This is a genomic window from Enterococcus sp. DIV0691 (assembly GCF_051711145.1).
Taxonomy (GTDB): domain Bacteria; phylum Bacillota; class Bacilli; order Lactobacillales; family Enterococcaceae; genus Enterococcus_B; species Enterococcus_B hirae.
In genome coordinates this window covers 1-16,283 of record NZ_JBIOLY010000002.1, presented here as the reverse complement: position 1 = coordinate 16,283, position 16,283 = coordinate 1, and the positions used below count along the sequence as shown (strand labels likewise).

General features: G+C 36.0%; 18 protein-coding genes and 2 pseudogenes. All 20 read left to right on the top strand.

The genetic code is table 11. The features are described from left to right. Positions 1–24 precede the first annotated feature (24 nt). Positions 25–288, top strand: a complete 264-nt coding sequence (locus IGJ11_RS13290; RefSeq protein ID WP_438772603.1) for an AbrB/MazE/SpoVT family DNA-binding domain-containing protein — start codon at positions 25–27, stop codon at positions 286–288. Next, the gene (locus tag IGJ11_RS13285) at positions 288–623 is read left to right on the top strand and encodes a type II toxin-antitoxin system PemK/MazF family toxin (RefSeq protein WP_174123815.1); all 336 of its coding nucleotides are present in this window, start codon (positions 288–290) and stop codon (positions 621–623) included. Before IGJ11_RS13290 ends, IGJ11_RS13285 begins: the two co-directional genes overlap by 1 nt. 72 nt (positions 624–695) lie before the next feature. Beyond that, positions 696–1,892, top strand: coding sequence for a glucosaminidase domain-containing protein (locus IGJ11_RS13280; RefSeq protein WP_438772601.1), 1,197 nt, complete (start codon positions 696–698; stop codon positions 1,890–1,892). A gap of 14 nt (positions 1,893–1,906) precedes the next feature. After that, positions 1,907–2,551 (top strand): hypothetical protein, encoded by a 645-nt coding sequence (locus tag IGJ11_RS13275; protein WP_438772599.1) that lies wholly within the window; start codon positions 1,907–1,909, stop codon positions 2,549–2,551. 10 nt (positions 2,552–2,561) lie between these two features. Beyond that, the gene (locus IGJ11_RS13270) at positions 2,562–3,368 is read left to right on the top strand and encodes a hypothetical protein (RefSeq protein WP_438772598.1); all 807 of its coding nucleotides are present in this window, start codon (positions 2,562–2,564) and stop codon (positions 3,366–3,368) included. 18 nt (positions 3,369–3,386) lie between these two features. Continuing rightward, entirely contained in the window at positions 3,387–3,617 is a 231-nt protein-coding gene (locus IGJ11_RS13265) for a hypothetical protein (RefSeq protein ID WP_438772597.1), read from the top strand. 420 nt (positions 3,618–4,037) lie between these two features. Then, entirely contained in the window at positions 4,038–4,313 is a 276-nt protein-coding gene (locus IGJ11_RS13260; protein ID WP_438772710.1) for a hypothetical protein, read from the top strand. A gap of 22 nt (positions 4,314–4,335) precedes the next feature. Continuing rightward, on the top strand, positions 4,336–4,758 hold the full coding sequence (locus IGJ11_RS13255) for a hypothetical protein (RefSeq protein ID WP_438772595.1): 423 nt from the start codon (positions 4,336–4,338) through the stop codon (positions 4,756–4,758). 19 nt (positions 4,759–4,777) lie between these two features. Further along, positions 4,778–6,370 (top strand): MobP2 family relaxase, encoded by a 1,593-nt coding sequence (mobP2, locus tag IGJ11_RS13250; RefSeq protein ID WP_438772593.1) that lies wholly within the window; start codon positions 4,778–4,780, stop codon positions 6,368–6,370. A gap of 11 nt (positions 6,371–6,381) precedes the next feature. Next, the gene (locus IGJ11_RS13245; RefSeq protein WP_438772592.1) at positions 6,382–6,717 is read left to right on the top strand and encodes a hypothetical protein; all 336 of its coding nucleotides are present in this window, start codon (positions 6,382–6,384) and stop codon (positions 6,715–6,717) included. 150 nt (positions 6,718–6,867) lie between these two features. Further along, the gene (locus IGJ11_RS13240) at positions 6,868–7,062 is read left to right on the top strand and encodes a hypothetical protein (protein WP_438772591.1); all 195 of its coding nucleotides are present in this window, start codon (positions 6,868–6,870) and stop codon (positions 7,060–7,062) included. 12 nt (positions 7,063–7,074) lie between these two features. Further along, a complete protein-coding gene (locus IGJ11_RS13235) occupies positions 7,075–9,447 on the top strand; it encodes an ArdC-like ssDNA-binding domain-containing protein (protein ID WP_438772590.1) in 2,373 nt (790 codons plus the stop codon). A 319-nt stretch (positions 9,448–9,766) separates the two neighbouring features. Continuing rightward, positions 9,767–10,087: pseudogene (locus tag IGJ11_RS13230) on the top strand (hypothetical protein); the annotation flags it as partial. A gap of 58 nt (positions 10,088–10,145) precedes the next feature. Then, a complete protein-coding gene (locus tag IGJ11_RS13225; protein WP_438772589.1) occupies positions 10,146–11,606 on the top strand; it encodes a toprim domain-containing protein in 1,461 nt (486 codons plus the stop codon). A 10-nt stretch (positions 11,607–11,616) separates the two neighbouring features. Further along, positions 11,617–13,821 (top strand): DNA topoisomerase 3, encoded by a 2,205-nt coding sequence (locus IGJ11_RS13220; protein WP_438772588.1) that lies wholly within the window; start codon positions 11,617–11,619, stop codon positions 13,819–13,821. A gap of 20 nt (positions 13,822–13,841) precedes the next feature. After that, positions 13,842–13,991 (top strand): hypothetical protein, encoded by a 150-nt coding sequence (locus IGJ11_RS13215; RefSeq protein ID WP_251844873.1) that lies wholly within the window; start codon positions 13,842–13,844, stop codon positions 13,989–13,991. A gap of 80 nt (positions 13,992–14,071) precedes the next feature. Further along, positions 14,072–14,668 carry a type IV toxin-antitoxin system AbiEi family antitoxin domain-containing protein gene (locus IGJ11_RS13210; protein ID WP_438772587.1) on the top strand — a complete coding sequence of 199 codons (597 nt, stop codon included), beginning with the start codon at positions 14,072–14,074 and terminating at the stop codon, positions 14,666–14,668. 12 nt (positions 14,669–14,680) lie between these two features. Next, positions 14,681–15,580, top strand: a pseudogene (locus IGJ11_RS13205) (nucleotidyl transferase AbiEii/AbiGii toxin family protein). Between the two features lie 2 nt (positions 15,581–15,582). Continuing rightward, positions 15,583–16,065, top strand: a complete 483-nt coding sequence (ssb, locus tag IGJ11_RS13200; RefSeq protein ID WP_438772585.1) for a single-stranded DNA-binding protein — start codon at positions 15,583–15,585, stop codon at positions 16,063–16,065. A 21-nt stretch (positions 16,066–16,086) separates the two neighbouring features. Further along, positions 16,087–16,283 (top strand): hypothetical protein (locus tag IGJ11_RS13195; protein ID WP_438772584.1); only part of this gene is annotated, 197 nt, incomplete at its 3' end.

The following is a 16,283-nucleotide window of genomic DNA, read 5'->3' as shown; positions in this document are numbered from 1 at the left end:
GTATGTGATAAAAGGAGGGATTCCATGTTAGTAAAAGAAATCGAAATGAAAAAATGGGGAAATTCACAAGGTATTCGTTTTGGAAGAGAAGAATTGTCAGTGCTAGGAGAATCTAATCCTGAAAATTTAAAATTCGAAATGGTAGTAACAGAAGGGAAAATCGTTTTAACTCCTAAAAATAAAAAGCCAGAAACTTTAGATGAATTGTTCGCCAATTATGAAGGAGAACCCTTAGGAAAAGAAGACAAATATGAATGGGGACATCTGCAAGGTAGGGAGATCATTTAATGAAAAAGAATTATCAAGATTTATCGCAAGGAGATCTTGTGTATATTGATTTAAATCCTACCAAAGGACATGAACAACGAGGAAAGCGACCGTGTATTATTTTGTCTAAACCTAATAAATATTTGAACTATATGATTGGTGTGGCACCGATAACAACAAAAGCGAAACCTTTTCCTGTACATGTTGATTTGAATGGCACGCAAAAAATTAAAGGACAAATTCTTTTGGAACACCATCGAATGATTGACATTGAGAGTAGAGGATTTCAGTTCGTGGAAGCTGCACCAAAAGAAATTTTAGAAGAATGTATTGAAAAAATTAAATTATTTTATTAAAAGAGCGAAGAATAAGTATCATTTCTTCGCTTTTTTGTTGTTTAAAATTAAAAAGTTAGGAGTACTGACTATATGGAAAACGATACAAATATAGTTATGGAACATTTGAAGCGTCGTGCGAAGCGGCGCTTATTTTTATGGCTGTTTGGTACTTCTGCAGGTTTGATTACTATTTTGATCACAGTGTTTGTGACCCTTTTTCTAATACTTGCGGCGGGTTCTATTGATAATTCTGATTCAAGTAGCGGTGGCGAAGCTTTTACAGGAGAATATTCGGAAGGATTACCCATTTATAAAGAAATCAAAGGAAGAGGTCAATTTTCAGATGAAATCGCACAATACGCTGTAGGTGCAGCCGTGAAATATAAATTATTACCAAGTGTAATCCTCTCTCAATACGGTTATGAATCAGCGTTTGGCACATCGGTGTCCGCAAGAAACGATCTCAATTATTTTGGGATTACTTGGTTCGATGGCTGTTTATTTCCAAAAGGAACTGCACGAGGAATTGGTGGTATTGAAGGTGGTTGGTACATGAAGTTTCCTAACTCTAAAGCAGCCTTCTCATATTACGGATTTATGGTAGCCACACAATCAAATTTCAATGCTTGTGTAGGAAATAAAAGCCCTGGCGCAAGCTTGTTGATCTTAGGACGAGGTGGTTATGCAGCTGCAGGGATTACTGAAGATAGTGCGTATTATAAAAATTGTATGTCTATTATTAATAAAAATAAATTAACAGAATATGATGAATTTGCGATCAAACATTGGGGTGAAGGTGGTAATAATAACGGAACAATAACTGGTGAGTGGACGAACCCATTCCCTGGTAGCAGTTTAGATAAAAATTCCTTTAGTGGTGGGCAATTATTTGGAACGAATCCAGGGGGAGAGTTCCGACCAAATGGTTTCCATGACGGATTAGATTTTGGTTCAGTTGATCATCCAGGAAGTGAAATTCACGCGGTGCATGGAGGAAAAGTGGTGTACGTTGGTAATCCTGGTATTTCAGGTTTAGGTACGTGTGTGATTGTGATTAATTACGACGGTTTGAACATGGTGTACCAAGAATTTGCGAATAGTACAGGAAATTCTCGTGTAAAGGTTGGAGATCAAGTGAAAGTTGGTCAAGTAATTGCAATTAGAGATACGGAACACTTACATTTAGGATTTACGCGAATGGATTGGCGTCAAGCACAAGGTCACGCATTCATTGATGATGGTACGTGGATCGATCCATTACCATTTTTGAATAGCAGCAAAAAATAGATCAGGAGAAAAAAATGGAAAATAAAACGTTAAAAATCATCTTAACAAGTGCAATTAGTATTAGTTTAATCGGCAATATCGCATTGTTTTGGCAGCTGAAAGAAGAACAGACAACAAATACCTATAAAATGGAAGAAGTAGCTAAAAACGCGTCTGAGAGGCTCAAAAAAAATTCCTCTGAGGCACAGGCGAAGATTGACAAGTTAAATCAAACCATTCATGAGAAAACCCAAGAAATCGATCAGCTGAAGCAACAAGATGGCATAAAAGTAAAAGAGGAAGTAACTGAAGCGCAAAGAAAAACAGCTGAAACGTTTGGGCAATTGGCCATTGATAAATCATTAAGCAGAAATGAATTGACGGAAAAACTAAAAGATGTCGCAACCCAAGAAGTGATCGACAAATTAAGTCCTGAAGACGATGATCACCAACATGATGATTACGGAAGTTACTCCTTTACATTAGGTGACGTACAAACTTACGCTCAAACAAGCAGCGAAAACGGTGAACAAAATTTTGTGATTTTTGTTGACTATACGATCGCTAATCCTCAATTTAAAGATGTTAAACCACAAAAAATAAAAGGTGGGCTGACTGTCACTGAAAAACAGGTCGATGGGCAATGGAAAGTCACAGACTTTAGTTATTTCACTAGATAGGAGGAGAAAAATGAGTAAGAAAAAAAAGTCAAGAGAACGTTTTAGAAGACGAAAAAGTTATCTTCAATGGCTGGGAATCTTTATGATTCTCGGCTTTTTAATCCTTGCTAGTCCGATTTATACGCATAAGAAATTAGATGTACCAGATGAAGTAAGTACGAACGTATTTTTAAATACGAAAGAATTGACAATGGTTTCAAAAGAAAAAGGAGCGAATCAACAATTAGTTTTTGAATTTGCGATCGACGATGAGGATCAAAGCTTGTTAAAAGAACTCGCTAATTTTAATTATCGGGTAGAAGTAAAGACAGCAAAAGGCGATTATCAAGCAATAAAAGCAAAAGTGATCAAGGTGTCCGATGATTATTTTGTAGTGAAGTTAACGAATGTACCAGAAGAATATATCGCTATGCGCTTAACCATTATTCCCGAAAAAATTGATCCAAAGGTGGATATGCAAGAACCACAAGATCTGATCTATTATATTCACGAAGATAAGGTCAAAGATCGAGTGAAAGATAATGATTATGAACAACATGCGATCAATTACAAAGTGAAAGGATACAAGAAAGAACAAAAAGCAGCACAACAACAGATTGAATCCTTACAAGCAACCATCGATTTGAATGAAGAATTAGTGAAGAAACTAAAAGATCAATTGCCTTATCAAGTCACAGATGATCAGGAAAATACCGAGAACAAAATTAATGGTTACCAGCAAGAAATTGAAACATCGAAAACGCAAATGAAAGATCAAGAAGAGAACATTCAAAAACTTCAAGAAAAAATTGATCGTATTAAAAAAGAAAATATTTAGAAAAACGGGTGGAAAGAAATGAAGCGAACGAACTTGGTCGGCAAAGATACTTTCGCTGAGCAGAAAGTATTAATTAAAGCCTATCTCAAAGTTGTAAAAGCCAAAGAAGTATGTCGAGAAGTGAATTTATCTAATACGACAATATCTGAATTGAAGAATGGTAGAAAGAATTTGGACACCTTAAAATTCAGATCTTTTGAAGCACTCTATTTAGCAGCAAAAAAATATTTTATAGCTGACGATAAATAAAAATTAAGGAGGATGCCGTATGAAAAAAGTATGTCAAAAAATATTATGATTCAGCTATATCACCTATACAGTTGAAATAGAGAAACGAAAGTATGGAATTTATGAAGTGGTACAATGCTACGGAAAATATGATTCATTACCAGATAAACAAGAACTTGATGTAATCAAAAAAATTGTTGAAGCTATTCCTTAAAAATAATTTAACAGTAAGTTTTTTCTTATTTTTTAAAGAGCATAAGGAAACGTGATATCACCTTTTAAAAAAAGGTGATAGGTAGGCTGTGCCTACCACGTTTCTAAGAAAAAAATCTGATATCAAAATTATCTAATTTGGGATAGTAAAAGGATAGCTTAGGATAGTAAAAGGAGGGTAATAGGATAGCGAAAAGGATAGGCTCCTTTTCGCTATCCTAATGAATGATGGATTTAATTTTAAGAAACATTGATCCAAAATATATAACAGAAATTGATCAAAGGTGTAAAGAACTAAGCAATCGAACAGGAAATAAATGGAGTCGTAATGATTATCTAAAGTTGCTCGTCGAAAACGATTTTGATCGTCCTTTGATGGAATATAAACAAGAAAAATTTGACCAATTATTAGAAAAGTTTTCAAAAATTCAAAGCTACAACACAAAGATATTAGAAGAATATGTTGACCAAAATAATCGTATTTTAGAAATCTTAATAGAATAAAATAGAGGAAGTGAATTTTGATATGGCAAAGGTTATAGATAAACACATTTACTTTTACCAAACACAAATCGATGTACTGGATGAAATTATTTCTACTCATGCAGAGGTTAAAAACTATAGTGAAGCTGTTCGATTTTTATGTATGAATTATGATCCAGAAATAAATAAAAAAGTAAATGCAAATCAAGCAAAATTAAATAGTATGAGTAAAGAAATATCTACTATGACTGAAATTATGGCAGAATTTGCAGATCTTCATTTGAAAGATACAGGGATTTTAATTGGTACAAATTCAACGGTTTATCAAGAAGCAAAAGAACGTGTGGAAGGGAAAATTAAATCCAATCAAACCAAAAAATATTCTCCTAAGTTAAAGAAACCCGTGGATGAATCTGTTCATGCCAGAGTAGATCCATTTGATCCAACGAAAATTTTAAAAAGATAAAAAGTAGAAGGGGAATATGATGAATAAATCGCCTGCAGTCATTCTTACTTGTCAATTTACCTTGCCCAATAAAAAATCTTTTTCAACGTACATTGATTATATGACAAGAGAAAAAGCATTAGAAGAAATGGAAAGACGTACGCCCGAAGAAGAACAGGAACTGCGTCGAATCAAGAATGCTTTAGAGGATTTTTATATCCCTGAAGGAGAAACTTTTTCGGAGAGTAAGATGGGTAAAGAATTCAGTGAAACGTCGAATGAAGCTCAATCGTTGATGGAACATGGAATCAATTTTGACAAGTTAGAGGAACAAGATTTTACCAAATATCTTTCTTATATGACCCGTCACTATGCGTTAGAACAAAAGAAAGAACTGACGCATAGTGAACAAAAAGAATACCAACGCTTGAACCAAGCAATGAAAAAATATCAAACAGAACCCCACCAAAAAGCTTCAGGAAAACTTCCTGGAGTTTTTTCTATAGCTTCAGACGAAGTAAAAGGAAATGATCTTAAAGAGATCAAGCAAATCTTTCAAAGAGGGCAACAAAAAGGCTCAATCATTTATCAAGATGTTGTCTCTCACGACAATTCATATCTTGAAAAAATGGGCTTGTACGATCCCAAAACAGATACCTTAGATGAAGAAGGTTTGAAAGTAGCAGGAAGAAAAATGATGGAGACATTATTCGAGAAAGAGCAATTGAATGAAACAGGTTACTGGATGGCAACAATTCATCGGAACACGAAGCATATCCATACTCATTTTGCAGTTGTTGAAAAAGAAAATACGCGTAAACCTTACACTGAGATTGAAAATGGTGTGAGTTATATCGTACCGAAAGGTAAGAGAAGGCAAGCAACATTAGACGCAATGAAGACCAATTATGTTCATGAATTAGAACGTTTCTCTTATGAAAAGGATCGAATGATTGGTATGGAGAAACGAAATTTATTGACGCGGAAAAGTGATTTGCGTAACACCTTAACCAAAGTGATAAAAGAGCCAGCACGGTATGATCGACACGCAATGAACTTATTAAGTGAAGTATATAAAACTTTACCTGACAAACGTTCTGAATGGAATTATGGGGATGAAAATCGAACCAAACTTTCACCATACACAAGAGAGAAACTCGATGAGTTCACCCAATATGTATTAACAAAAGAACCTGAATATCAAGAATATATACAGATTTCAAAAGCATTGAAAGAGGAAGCAAAAAGTCTTTATGGGGAAAGTAAGAGAGAATCAAAGGATGCAGAAAAAAATACCCTCTTTGATTTAAAAAAGCGCACAGGAAATGCGATTTTAACAGAACTGAAGAGACAGGATAGTCAAATAAAACCATTAATAGAAAGTGTCGATCAGATGCAATCTATTTACAACGAACGATCCTTTCGAACACTCAAACAGTTGCCAACAAATGAATACAAGTATAGTTACGAAGAATTCGTAAAGCGTAGGAAACAATTCCAACAAAGAGTTGTCACGCAGCGAAGCTTGCGTCAATTAAATCGAACAATTAATGCACATGAAGAAAAATACCATGCAAGTAAAGCATACGAAGAGCAACAACGAAGAATTCAAATGGAACAAGAAAGACAGTAGGAGGAAGAGAAATGAAACAATATTTAGATCAATGGAAAGTCATAGAAGGATCACTAAAAGAAGACCAAATCGAACAACTTCCCGATTGTTTAGAAAAAGAACATTTGTTTCAAATAAGAGAAATGTTGAGAAACGAACAGTTTGATCCAGATCAATTTTTAGTCGTTGAGTACCCAGCTACTGGCGTGTACTGTTGTAATCATGTGAACGGTGAAAAATATTTTATTATTCAAGAGTATGAAGGGAATTTAGTTCCTTATTATACTACTTGGGAAATGAATGAAGAGGGAATCAACAACTTCCCATGTAAAAGCATTAAAGCGTCCATCTCACTCACTGAATGTTAATTGAATAAAAGAAGTAAAGAGTCCTGAACATAATTTGTTCAAGACTCTTTTTTCAGTGAATTGTTTTCCGACAGTTCACTGAGTGATGCGATTTCCAAATTTATTATATCAAAAGAAAGTGAGATTCCAAAGGGAAAGGAGGAAGAAGAAATGGCTCATTCAATGATTGGTGTCGTTGTTGAAAAAAGCAGAGACAATCTCGCTTTTGTGACAGAAATTCAAACAGGTAAAGCTTTTGTAGTCACAGACAAAGCTGCAAAAGCTTATCAAAATGGCGATATTTTAACGTTAAATCTGACTACGAAGACGTTCGTCGATGCGGCAGAAGATTATCCATTTGTTTAGGAGGAAACGAACATGGCAGAAGAAAAAGAACCACTAGACAATAGTCGTTTGGGAAAATCCAAAAGAAAATTAGTACGGTTACAAAATGAATTAAACGAACAAATTGAAAAGATGTTTGAACACCAAAGAAAGACTAATGGTCAACCAATGAACGACAAGAGGAATGGCCGTTCATGGTTTAACCAGCAAGAACGAATCGAAAATAAAGTCCAAAGTCTTAGAGAAGAGATCAAGCAACAAGAAAAACAGGTAGAGAAACTTGAAAGACAAGAAGAGCTAAAGGAAATGGGCTATAACAAGTATGGCGGACTGGATATGACGATCGATAATATTCCAAGAATCAAAGAAGAGATCGAACGCTTTGAAAAAGGTGAATCGACTTTTTCAGCCGCTACGATCCGAAAATATCAACGGAAATTGGAAACATTAGAACAGCTGAAAGAAAAATCAGAAAAAGGAAAAGAAAACATTCTCCCTGAAGTACAAGCGATCATTGATAGTGGACGAGTGACGCAATGGAAAAAGAATCCCACCATATATTTTCTGAAAGGCTATCGAAAAGTCGCTTTAGAACTGAATGAAAATGGGGGATTTGAGGAATCTAAAAAATACCAAGCCACGTCGGAAGAGGAAAAAGCAGCTGTTCGTGAATTACTTGAAGAGGCTGCACCAACTGATTCTTTGAAGGAGAAAGAAAACGATCATTTTTATCGAGTAGAATTCAACGAAAATGATCCAGAAAAAGGATTGAAAAGTTATGGTGGGGAAATCGTCACATTAGAATTGATCGATCAACTCAAAACATTGGATAACCAATACGCCGCAGAAGCAGGTTATTATAAATTCTATTTTGAAGAAGTGAAGAACGGAGAAGTAGTAGATCAGATCCGAATGGATCTAGGGGATGGCGTCAACAGTAATCAACCCATCTATTTAGAGTTAGCAAAATTGTGCGAACAAGCACCTGAGAAAGAACAAAAACAATCGGTTAAAAATGAACCTGTTTCGAAAGAACAAATGCAGTTGAAAGAAACAAAAACAAAACAAAAGGGATATCAAAAACGATCGGCAGAAGAGATTAAGAAAGAAGTCAAATCACTTTCACAACAGGCGCTGGATGCAGTGAAAAAGCATACCCATTCTCCTGAAGACGTTAAAGAACTTTTGAACTTTATGTCCCGCTTTCCAGAACGATCCTTTAGAAATCAATTATTGATCGAGGAACAATTTCCAGGAGCAACGGCTTGTTTAGGTCGTGCCGCGTTGAAAAAAGAAGGAATCTATATCAAAAAAGGGGAACAAGGTAACAAGATCTTTGTCAGAAAAACGGTCAAAGGATTTTATGATAAAGGACGTGGCTTTGTTCGAGAAACAGAGGCTACACCAGAAGACAAAAAACGAATCGAAAGTGGTCAAATCGAAGTGATCAAAAAACCTTACTACACGATTGAAAAAGTGTTTGATATCACACAAACACAGTTGAAACCTGAAGACTATCCGAAAATCTTCCCGAACCGTGTCTTTGATTTTCAATTGGATAAACAAGGGCAGTCAGAACTTCAAGCTGGGATTCAAGCGGTAGCCAACAATATTGGGATACAAATTCGAGATATGACAGAGAGTGAAGTCTATCAAAGAGAATTAGGACAAGCGCATGGAGCGTATGTTCATAACGAATTTACTGGCCAAGAAGAAATTGTCATGAATACTAGAAATACTCCTACGCAGCATTTAGCTACAAGTATTCACGAATTAGCGCATGTCAGAATGCACAAATTTTCAGAATTAGATACCGCAACCAAAGAACTGCAGGCGGAAATGACTTCTTATATTGTGTGCAAGCACTTTGGAATGGACACGTCTGAGAAAGCTATTCCTTATATTGCGACATGGACGAAGAATGGTCAGACTTTGGATGATAAGGAAGCCGCGGAACGTGGGAAAATCATGAATGATGTCAGTCGTGTCGCAAATGAATTCATTCAAACTATTTCTACTGAAATCAATCAATACAGAGAAAGAGAACCAGAGATCCAACTAACAGAAGTAAAGCAGGGTCATAAAAATACTGTAGAACCAGTAGAACCAAAAAATATTGTGTCTGTTGGTTCACTTTGGATCGATAAGAAAGACGGGAAAGTCATGGAAGAAGATACGGGTCGAACGTTACACTTGAAGGACGCAGCGTTTATTGAAGATCCGCAGCATAATCAAGTGATTTTGAAAGGAAAAAGTTACGGAAAAGAGATCCAAACCGCATTATCTTCAGAAGAATTTGCGTTAGGTACACAATTTCGTTTCTCACAAGAAACTTTAGCAGATGTCGAACAAAGAAAAAACAAAATGTACCATGTTCAAGAATTGAAAAATGTAGAAAGAGTTTAATGATGTATGCATCAACAAATACAAGAATAGTTTAAATGATAGGAAGGAATTGAATAAAATGGAATTGAATGAAACAGATTTAATAAAAGTTACACCAGCACAAGCAAAAGAATTAGAAGGCTGGGAATGGTACAGTAATGAAGAAAATGGAGACGGATATTTAAAATCTCCAACAGGAGAACATTTCTATCAATATTCTCTAAATCCATTTGGATTAGAGTATAAAGATCCCGTTGATCAAGAGTGGAAACCATTAGATGATAATGATCAATCAATGTCAGAGTTAAAAGCAGAATGGGAAAAAGAAGTAATAGAAATAAATAAAGAGCAACAATTAGATTTAAAACCATTTATCACTTCTGATAAATTATGGATTGATGTTAATAATGGGGAAGTGAACGAAACAAAAAGCAGTAACTCTCTATGCTTAAAAGAAGCAGAATTTATGGAAGACACCAGAAATAATCAAGTGATTTTAAAAGGAAAAAGTTATGGGAAAGAGATTCAAACCGCATTACCTTCAGAAGAATTTGCATTAGGAACTCAATTTCGTTTTCCGATTGAAATGGTGTCAGAAGTAGCTCAACGAAAAAACGCCATTTATCATGAACAACAATTGTCACAAAAAGAACGCGTATAAAACAAGAAAGACTATCTGAAAAATCAGATAGTCTTTTTTTCTTTCAGGAGGTTTGGAAATGACCAAGAAAAAAATGAGTCTCATTGATCGATGTAAACAAATCGATATCGTGGATTTTGCTCGTAACAATGGTTTAGCTGTGGTTAATAAAGGACGAGACTATCGGTTAGAAGATCACTCTTCTTTTGTTTTTGATCGGAAAAAGCAATTTTTTAACTGGAATAGTCGTAATATTCATGGAGATATTATTAAACTAGCAGATCTATTTTTTGTTGATTCATCAATCACAGATAAAAAAGAACGTTTTAAAGCAGCAACAAGATTTATTCTGAAAAATGAAGATAAGTTCGAACGAGTAGACAATCTTCATTTTGAGACAGAAAAGTACAAAGATCACCCCGTTGATTATCAGCCACTTACAGAAAAAGGAAGAAATTATCTGAAGGAAGAACGAAAACTGCCAGATTGGCTCATTGATTATGCAGAAAAAGCAGGATTGATTGCTGAATTAAAACCAAAACATGAACGGCAAAATTTCTTAGTTCGAGACGATCGTTTAGATCATGCGGTTGCTTTTTTATGGAAAGACCCACAAACAAAAGAAACGGTTGGAGCAAGTTATCAAGGAACGAAGATAGACTTTGAGCGGTTCGGTGAAAGAGGAACGTATAAACATATTGATAAGAACTCAACAGCGAATCATGGATTCAATTTAAAAATTGGTGATCCGAAAAACTTAAAATTCTTTGAAAGTAGTATTGATATGCTTAGTTATGCAGCGTTAAATCGTGAGAAGTTGCAAAATACCTGGTTAGTTTCTATGGAAGGCTTAAAACACAACGTAATAAGTCATTATTTTGGAGAAGCTGTTTCTGAACTTAGTCAGAAACAAGCCTTTCCTCAATCCATCGAGATTTGTGTGGATAATGACCGTGCAGGACATATTTTCTACGAAAAAGAACAATTAATGGGAGCGGTTGATCCATTTACAAATCAGAAAGTACGTTGTGAAAGAGGAATCGCTAATGATTGGCAAGTGCCTAAAGAATACAAAGTCATTTATGAAGAAGTAGCAAAAGAAGAAAAGGTTACACCAGAAGCGATTATGGCCATACACAAGACAGAAAACAATCTACAATTAACGAACCAACTGGTTTCCGCTCACAAAGTAAAGGCGTCTTTTGGTCAGCAGCTTTCTGTTAACGATTCAATAGAAGCCATTAACTTAAAAGATATTTGTAGAAAAGTCGCAAAAGAATTAAAAGCTTGTGAACGCGTGGATGGTACGTACGATTTTGATCGTTTTTATCAAAAAAAAGGAGATATTAATGCTCAGATTCTTTTCTCTTATAAAGCAGAAAAATACTATAAAGGTTATAAAAATCATGAACATGAATTTGTACCTGAAGTGAAAAAAGATTGGAACGATCAATTGAAGCATGAGATCCAGCAACAAGAAATCAGAAAGCAAAAACGTGCCATGTTGTTTCAGCAAAGCAGGCAACAAGAAAGGGAGTGAAGGAAGTACGATGAAAACTGTCATTTTAGCAGAAAAGCCGTCACAAGCTAAGGCTTATGCCGATAGCTTCTCTAAAGCCACCCGAAAAGACGGGTATTTTGAGATTCATGATCGATTGTTTCCTGGTGAAACTGTGATCACCTATGGCTTTGGTCATTTAGTCGAGTTAGATTCGCCAGATATGTACGATGAAAATTGGAAACAATGGTCATTAGAACATTTGCCTATTTTCCCTACACATTATCGCTATCATGTTCCTAAAGATAAGAAAAAGCAATTTAACGTAGTGAAGCAGCAACTTCAATCGGCCGACACCATTATTATTGCGACAGATAGCGATCGTGAAGGGGAACTGATAGCTTGGACGATCATTCGACAAGCAGGCGCCAATCAAGGAAAAACCTTTAAAAGACTTTGGATCAACTCCTTAGAAAAAGAAGCTATTTATCAAGGATTCCAGCAATTAAGAAACGCAGAAGAGACCTATCACAAATTTGAAGAAGCACAAGCACGTCAGATCGCCGATTGGTTAATTGGGATGAACGGCAGCCCACTGTATAGTTTACTCTTGCGGCAAAAAGGCATACCAGGAAGTTTTTCCTTAGGTAGAGTCCAAACTCCAACGCTTTACATGATTTATCAGTTGCAGGAAAAGATTAGAAATTTCAAGAAAGAACCTTATTTTGAAGGAAAAGCCCAAGTAATCGCTCAAAATGGCTTATTTGATGCGAAGCTTGATCCGAATGAAACTCAAGCGACGCAAGAAGCATTTGAAGCCTATTTAAAAGAAAAAGGTGTTCAATTAGGAAAGCAACCAGGTACGATCCTTCAAGTTGAAACAGAGAAAAAAAGTGCGGCTAGCCCACGTCTTTTTTCTTTATCGAGCCTTCAGTCTAAAATGAATCAACTCATGAAAGTTAGTGCCAAAGATACTTTAGAAGCCATGCAAGGGTTGTATGAAGGAAAATATCTAAGCTATCCGCGAACGGATACCCCTTATATTACAGAAGGAGAATATGCGTATCTGTTGGATCACTTAGATGAATACAAGCATTTTTTAAAAGCCGAAGCGATTCCTATTCCTATTCATACACCGAATAGTCGGTATGTGAACAACAAGAAAGTCCAGGAACATTACGCGATCATTCCTACAAAAACGGTTATGACAGCAGTGGATTTTGAACAACTAAGTCCACTGCAGCAGGCTATTTATGAACAAGTTTTAAAAACGACCGTGGCGATGTTTGCGGAAAAATATACCTATGAAGAAACAACAATCTTAACACAAGTTCAACAGCTTCAGCTAAAGGCAGTCGGAAAAGTACCGATCGATCTAGGTTGGAAGAAATTATTTAGCAAAGAGAACGACAGAAAAGAGAAGGATGAAGAGCCACTCCTTCCTAAAGTGACAAAAGGAGAAACGGTGACAGTAGATTTACAAGTCATTGAAAAAGAAACGAAGCCACCACAACCTTATACGGAGGGCACGTTGATCACTGCGATGAAAACAGCTGGGAAAACCGTGGATAGCGAAGAAGCACAAAGCATATTGAAAGAAGTAGAAGGAATCGGTACAGAAGCGACACGTGCCAATATTATTGAAACTTTGAAACAAAAGGAATATATCAAGGTAGAGAAAAATAAGCTTGTGGTGTCGAATAAAGGAATTTTGCTTTGTCAGGCCGTAGAAAAAGAGCCGCTGCTTACGAGCGCCGAGATGACCGCAAAATGGGAAAGTTACCTATTAAAGATTGGCGAGCAAAAAGGGACACAAGCTACTTTTCTAGCTAATATCCAAAAATTTGTCTCTCACTTGTTGGAAGTCGTCCCAGGACAAATCCAAGCCACTGATTTTGGAGCAACGTTACAAGAGGTGAAAGCAGCCAGTGAAAAGCAAGAAGCGGCGCGTCATTTAGGAATTTGTCCAAAATGCCAGGAACAAGAAGTCATACTTTATCAAAAGGTGGCGACTTGCACGTCTGAAGCCTGTGATTTTAAATTATGGACAACAATTGCCAAAAAGAAACTCACAGCGACACAGCTGAAGGAAATCATTCAAAATGGTCGAACAAGCCAACCAGTGAAAGGGTTAAAAGGTCATAAGGGTTCGTTTGAAGCAACGATTGTTTTAAAAGAAGACTTCACAACAGGCTTTGAGTTTTCTAAAAAAGAAAAGGCCAACTACAAAAGAAAAGCAAAGCGTAAAACTAGTTAGAATTGACGGGGGGAAGAACGATGAGAAATACGACGTATAAAGAACAAGAAATCGAAAATCAAAAGGCAAAAATCCGTTCAGAACAGGAGAAAATGCGTGCCAGTAAACGAAGACTGCAACAATTAAAGAACCAACAACGGATTCAAAAAGAACTTGAATTAGATCGATAAAATCTTTCTGTCTGTTGTATACGTATAAACTTATGTTACACTGTATTTATAAGTTTATACGTATACAAAGGAGGGAGAAAATGACAAAAGCAATGGTTTATAAGCTGCTAGAAGAATTCCACGGAACATTGGCTTTAAAGGATGCCAAAAAAGTGGGCATTTCTCCTGTAACGATCAAACGTATGGTAGATCAAGGGGAGCTGGATCGGGAGTATCCAGGTTTTTTCACCTTGCCTGGTCAATTTCCTGATGAATTGTTTATGGCACAAAAGAAATATGAGCGCGGCATTATTTCACATATTACCGCGTTAGATTTGTATGATTTAACATATATGATCCCTAGACAGATTGATTTAACCGCACCTTACGGTTATCACGTTTCTGAAAAAGGGTTGAAGGAATTTGCAGTTGAACTACACTATACAAAAACGGAATGGTATGAACTAGGTAAGGTTGAAATAAAAAGTTGTTATGGGAATCCTGTTATAGCCTATGATCCAGAAAGAACCTTGTGTGATATTTGGAATCCTTGGTATAACGTTGAGGATGAAATCAAAGTAAAGGCAATCAAAAACTACATGGAGTCGGACAGAAAAAATCTTAGAAAATTGAATGAGTATCGACGAATTTTGCCAACAGACAAAACGATGCGCTCTTATATTATGGCTTTAAATTAAAGGAGAAGAAACATGACACCTACGCAGTTAAAAGCAAAAGTGAAGAATATTTCGAGAGAAAAAGAAGTTGATCCGCAGCTCGTTTTAAGACATTTTATGATGGAAAAATTCTTGGAAAAAATCTCAGAGTCTCCCTATCGTGAACATTTTGTGTTAAAAGGCGGCTTCTTAATTGGCTCAAAGTATGGCATTGAAAATCGGACGACTAAAGATATTGATACGACTTTACGGGAAATGAAAGTAACCAAAGAAACATTGACAACGGTTCTAAACGATATTTTCTCTACACCGACGAAAGAAGGCATTCAATTTGAGATTTAAGGAATGAAAGAAACAAGAGAAGCCGATTACTATCCAGGGTTTAGTTTACGTGTGCTAGCACATTTGGAAAACATGCGGCCAGATTTTAAGGTAGATGTGACTACAGGTGACTCGATCTATCCTGCAACGATCACTCACAGTCATAAATTGATGTTTGAAGATCGAACGATTCCCTTGGAATCTTATCCTACAGAACAAATTATTGCCGAAAAATTAAGTGCAACCTTTGATTTTTTAACAGATAATTCGAGAGGAAAAGATTTTTATGATCTCTATACCATTCCTAAAATGGAGAAGATCGATGAGAAGACCTTGAAAGATAGTGTGAGAAATACATTTACACGTCGCGGAAAAACTGATCCGTTAAAGACTTACTACGAAAAGGATATGGATGTACTGAAAAATAGTCACGAATTAAAAGATACTTGGAAGAAATATCAAAAAAGCAATCCTTATGCTACATCGATCACGTACGAAGAGACAATGAATTCGATCAGTAATTTGATGAAAAAAGTGATTCACGTCGAAGAAAAAGAGCGAAAACTAGCTTATCAAAAACACCAACATCTGGATCAAGAAATGGAGGGATAAAAATGATCAATAATGTAACTTTAGTAGGACGGTTAACCAAAGATCCCGATTTACGTTATACCGCAAGTGGTACAGCAGTGGCTACATTTACCCTAGCCGTTAACCGTAATTTTACCAATCAAAGTGGCAATCGAGAAGCTGATTTTATTAACTGTGTGATTTGGCGCAAACCAGCAGAAACGATGACGACATTAGCTAAAAAAGGTAGCTTGATCGGCGTTGTGGGACGAATTCAAACGCGGACTTATGACAACCAGCAAGGGCAGCGTGTTTACGTGACTGAAGTTGTGGTCGATAATTTCCAATTGTTAGAAAGCAAAGCAGCGACAGAAACCCGTGCGCACCAGGACCAATCTCAATTTAAACCAGGAGCAAACACTATTGAACAACGTGAAACACTTAATAATAATAGCGATTTTAATGATTCAAAAAATCCATTTGATGGACAAATAATTGATATTAGCGATGATGATCTACCGTTTTAGTTCGAGGAAGAAGGAGTAAGCATGGCAAAAAATATTAGTCTGACGATGGATCTATTGATACCCGTTATTGCATTTATAGACGGTATTTCTTTGGGTATCACTGAAAATCCTTTGGTAAATAAAATTGCGAAAGGATCACTATTTCTTGTATTCGTGTATCTTGTCTGTTCTTATCTTCTAAAAAGAGCAGAAAAGGATAATTCATTTTGGCGATTGAC

Excerpts from the sequence above, each read along its gene's own strand:
- IGJ11_RS13235 (WP_438772590.1), top strand. The coding sequence starts at position 7,075 with ATGGCAGAAGAAAAAGAACCACTAGACAATAGTCGTTTGGGAAAATCC.
- IGJ11_RS13255 (WP_438772595.1), top strand. The coding sequence starts at position 4,336 with ATGGCAAAGGTTATAGATAAACACATTTACTTTTACCAAACACAAATC.
- IGJ11_RS13270 (WP_438772598.1), top strand. The coding sequence starts at position 2,562 with ATGAGTAAGAAAAAAAAGTCAAGAGAACGTTTTAGAAGACGAAAAAGT.
- IGJ11_RS13260 (WP_438772710.1), top strand. The coding sequence starts at position 4,038 with ATGGATTTAATTTTAAGAAACATTGATCCAAAATATATAACAGAAATT.
- IGJ11_RS13265 (WP_438772597.1), top strand. The coding sequence starts at position 3,387 with ATGAAGCGAACGAACTTGGTCGGCAAAGATACTTTCGCTGAGCAGAAA.
- IGJ11_RS13280 (WP_438772601.1), top strand. The coding sequence starts at position 696 with ATGGAAAACGATACAAATATAGTTATGGAACATTTGAAGCGTCGTGCG.
- IGJ11_RS13290 (WP_438772603.1), top strand. The coding sequence starts at position 25 with ATGTTAGTAAAAGAAATCGAAATGAAAAAATGGGGAAATTCACAAGGT.
- IGJ11_RS13215 (WP_251844873.1), top strand. The coding sequence starts at position 13,842 with ATGAGAAATACGACGTATAAAGAACAAGAAATCGAAAATCAAAAGGCA.
- IGJ11_RS13220 (WP_438772588.1), top strand. The coding sequence starts at position 11,617 with ATGAAAACTGTCATTTTAGCAGAAAAGCCGTCACAAGCTAAGGCTTAT.
- IGJ11_RS13285 (WP_174123815.1), top strand. The coding sequence starts at position 288 with ATGAAAAAGAATTATCAAGATTTATCGCAAGGAGATCTTGTGTATATT.
- ssb (WP_438772585.1), top strand. The coding sequence starts at position 15,583 with ATGATCAATAATGTAACTTTAGTAGGACGGTTAACCAAAGATCCCGAT.
- IGJ11_RS13240 (WP_438772591.1), top strand. The coding sequence starts at position 6,868 with ATGGCTCATTCAATGATTGGTGTCGTTGTTGAAAAAAGCAGAGACAAT.
- mobP2 (WP_438772593.1), top strand. The coding sequence starts at position 4,778 with ATGAATAAATCGCCTGCAGTCATTCTTACTTGTCAATTTACCTTGCCC.
- IGJ11_RS13245 (WP_438772592.1), top strand. The coding sequence starts at position 6,382 with ATGAAACAATATTTAGATCAATGGAAAGTCATAGAAGGATCACTAAAA.
- IGJ11_RS13275 (WP_438772599.1), top strand. The coding sequence starts at position 1,907 with ATGGAAAATAAAACGTTAAAAATCATCTTAACAAGTGCAATTAGTATT.
- IGJ11_RS13210 (WP_438772587.1), top strand. The coding sequence starts at position 14,072 with ATGACAAAAGCAATGGTTTATAAGCTGCTAGAAGAATTCCACGGAACA.
- IGJ11_RS13225 (WP_438772589.1), top strand. The coding sequence starts at position 10,146 with ATGACCAAGAAAAAAATGAGTCTCATTGATCGATGTAAACAAATCGAT.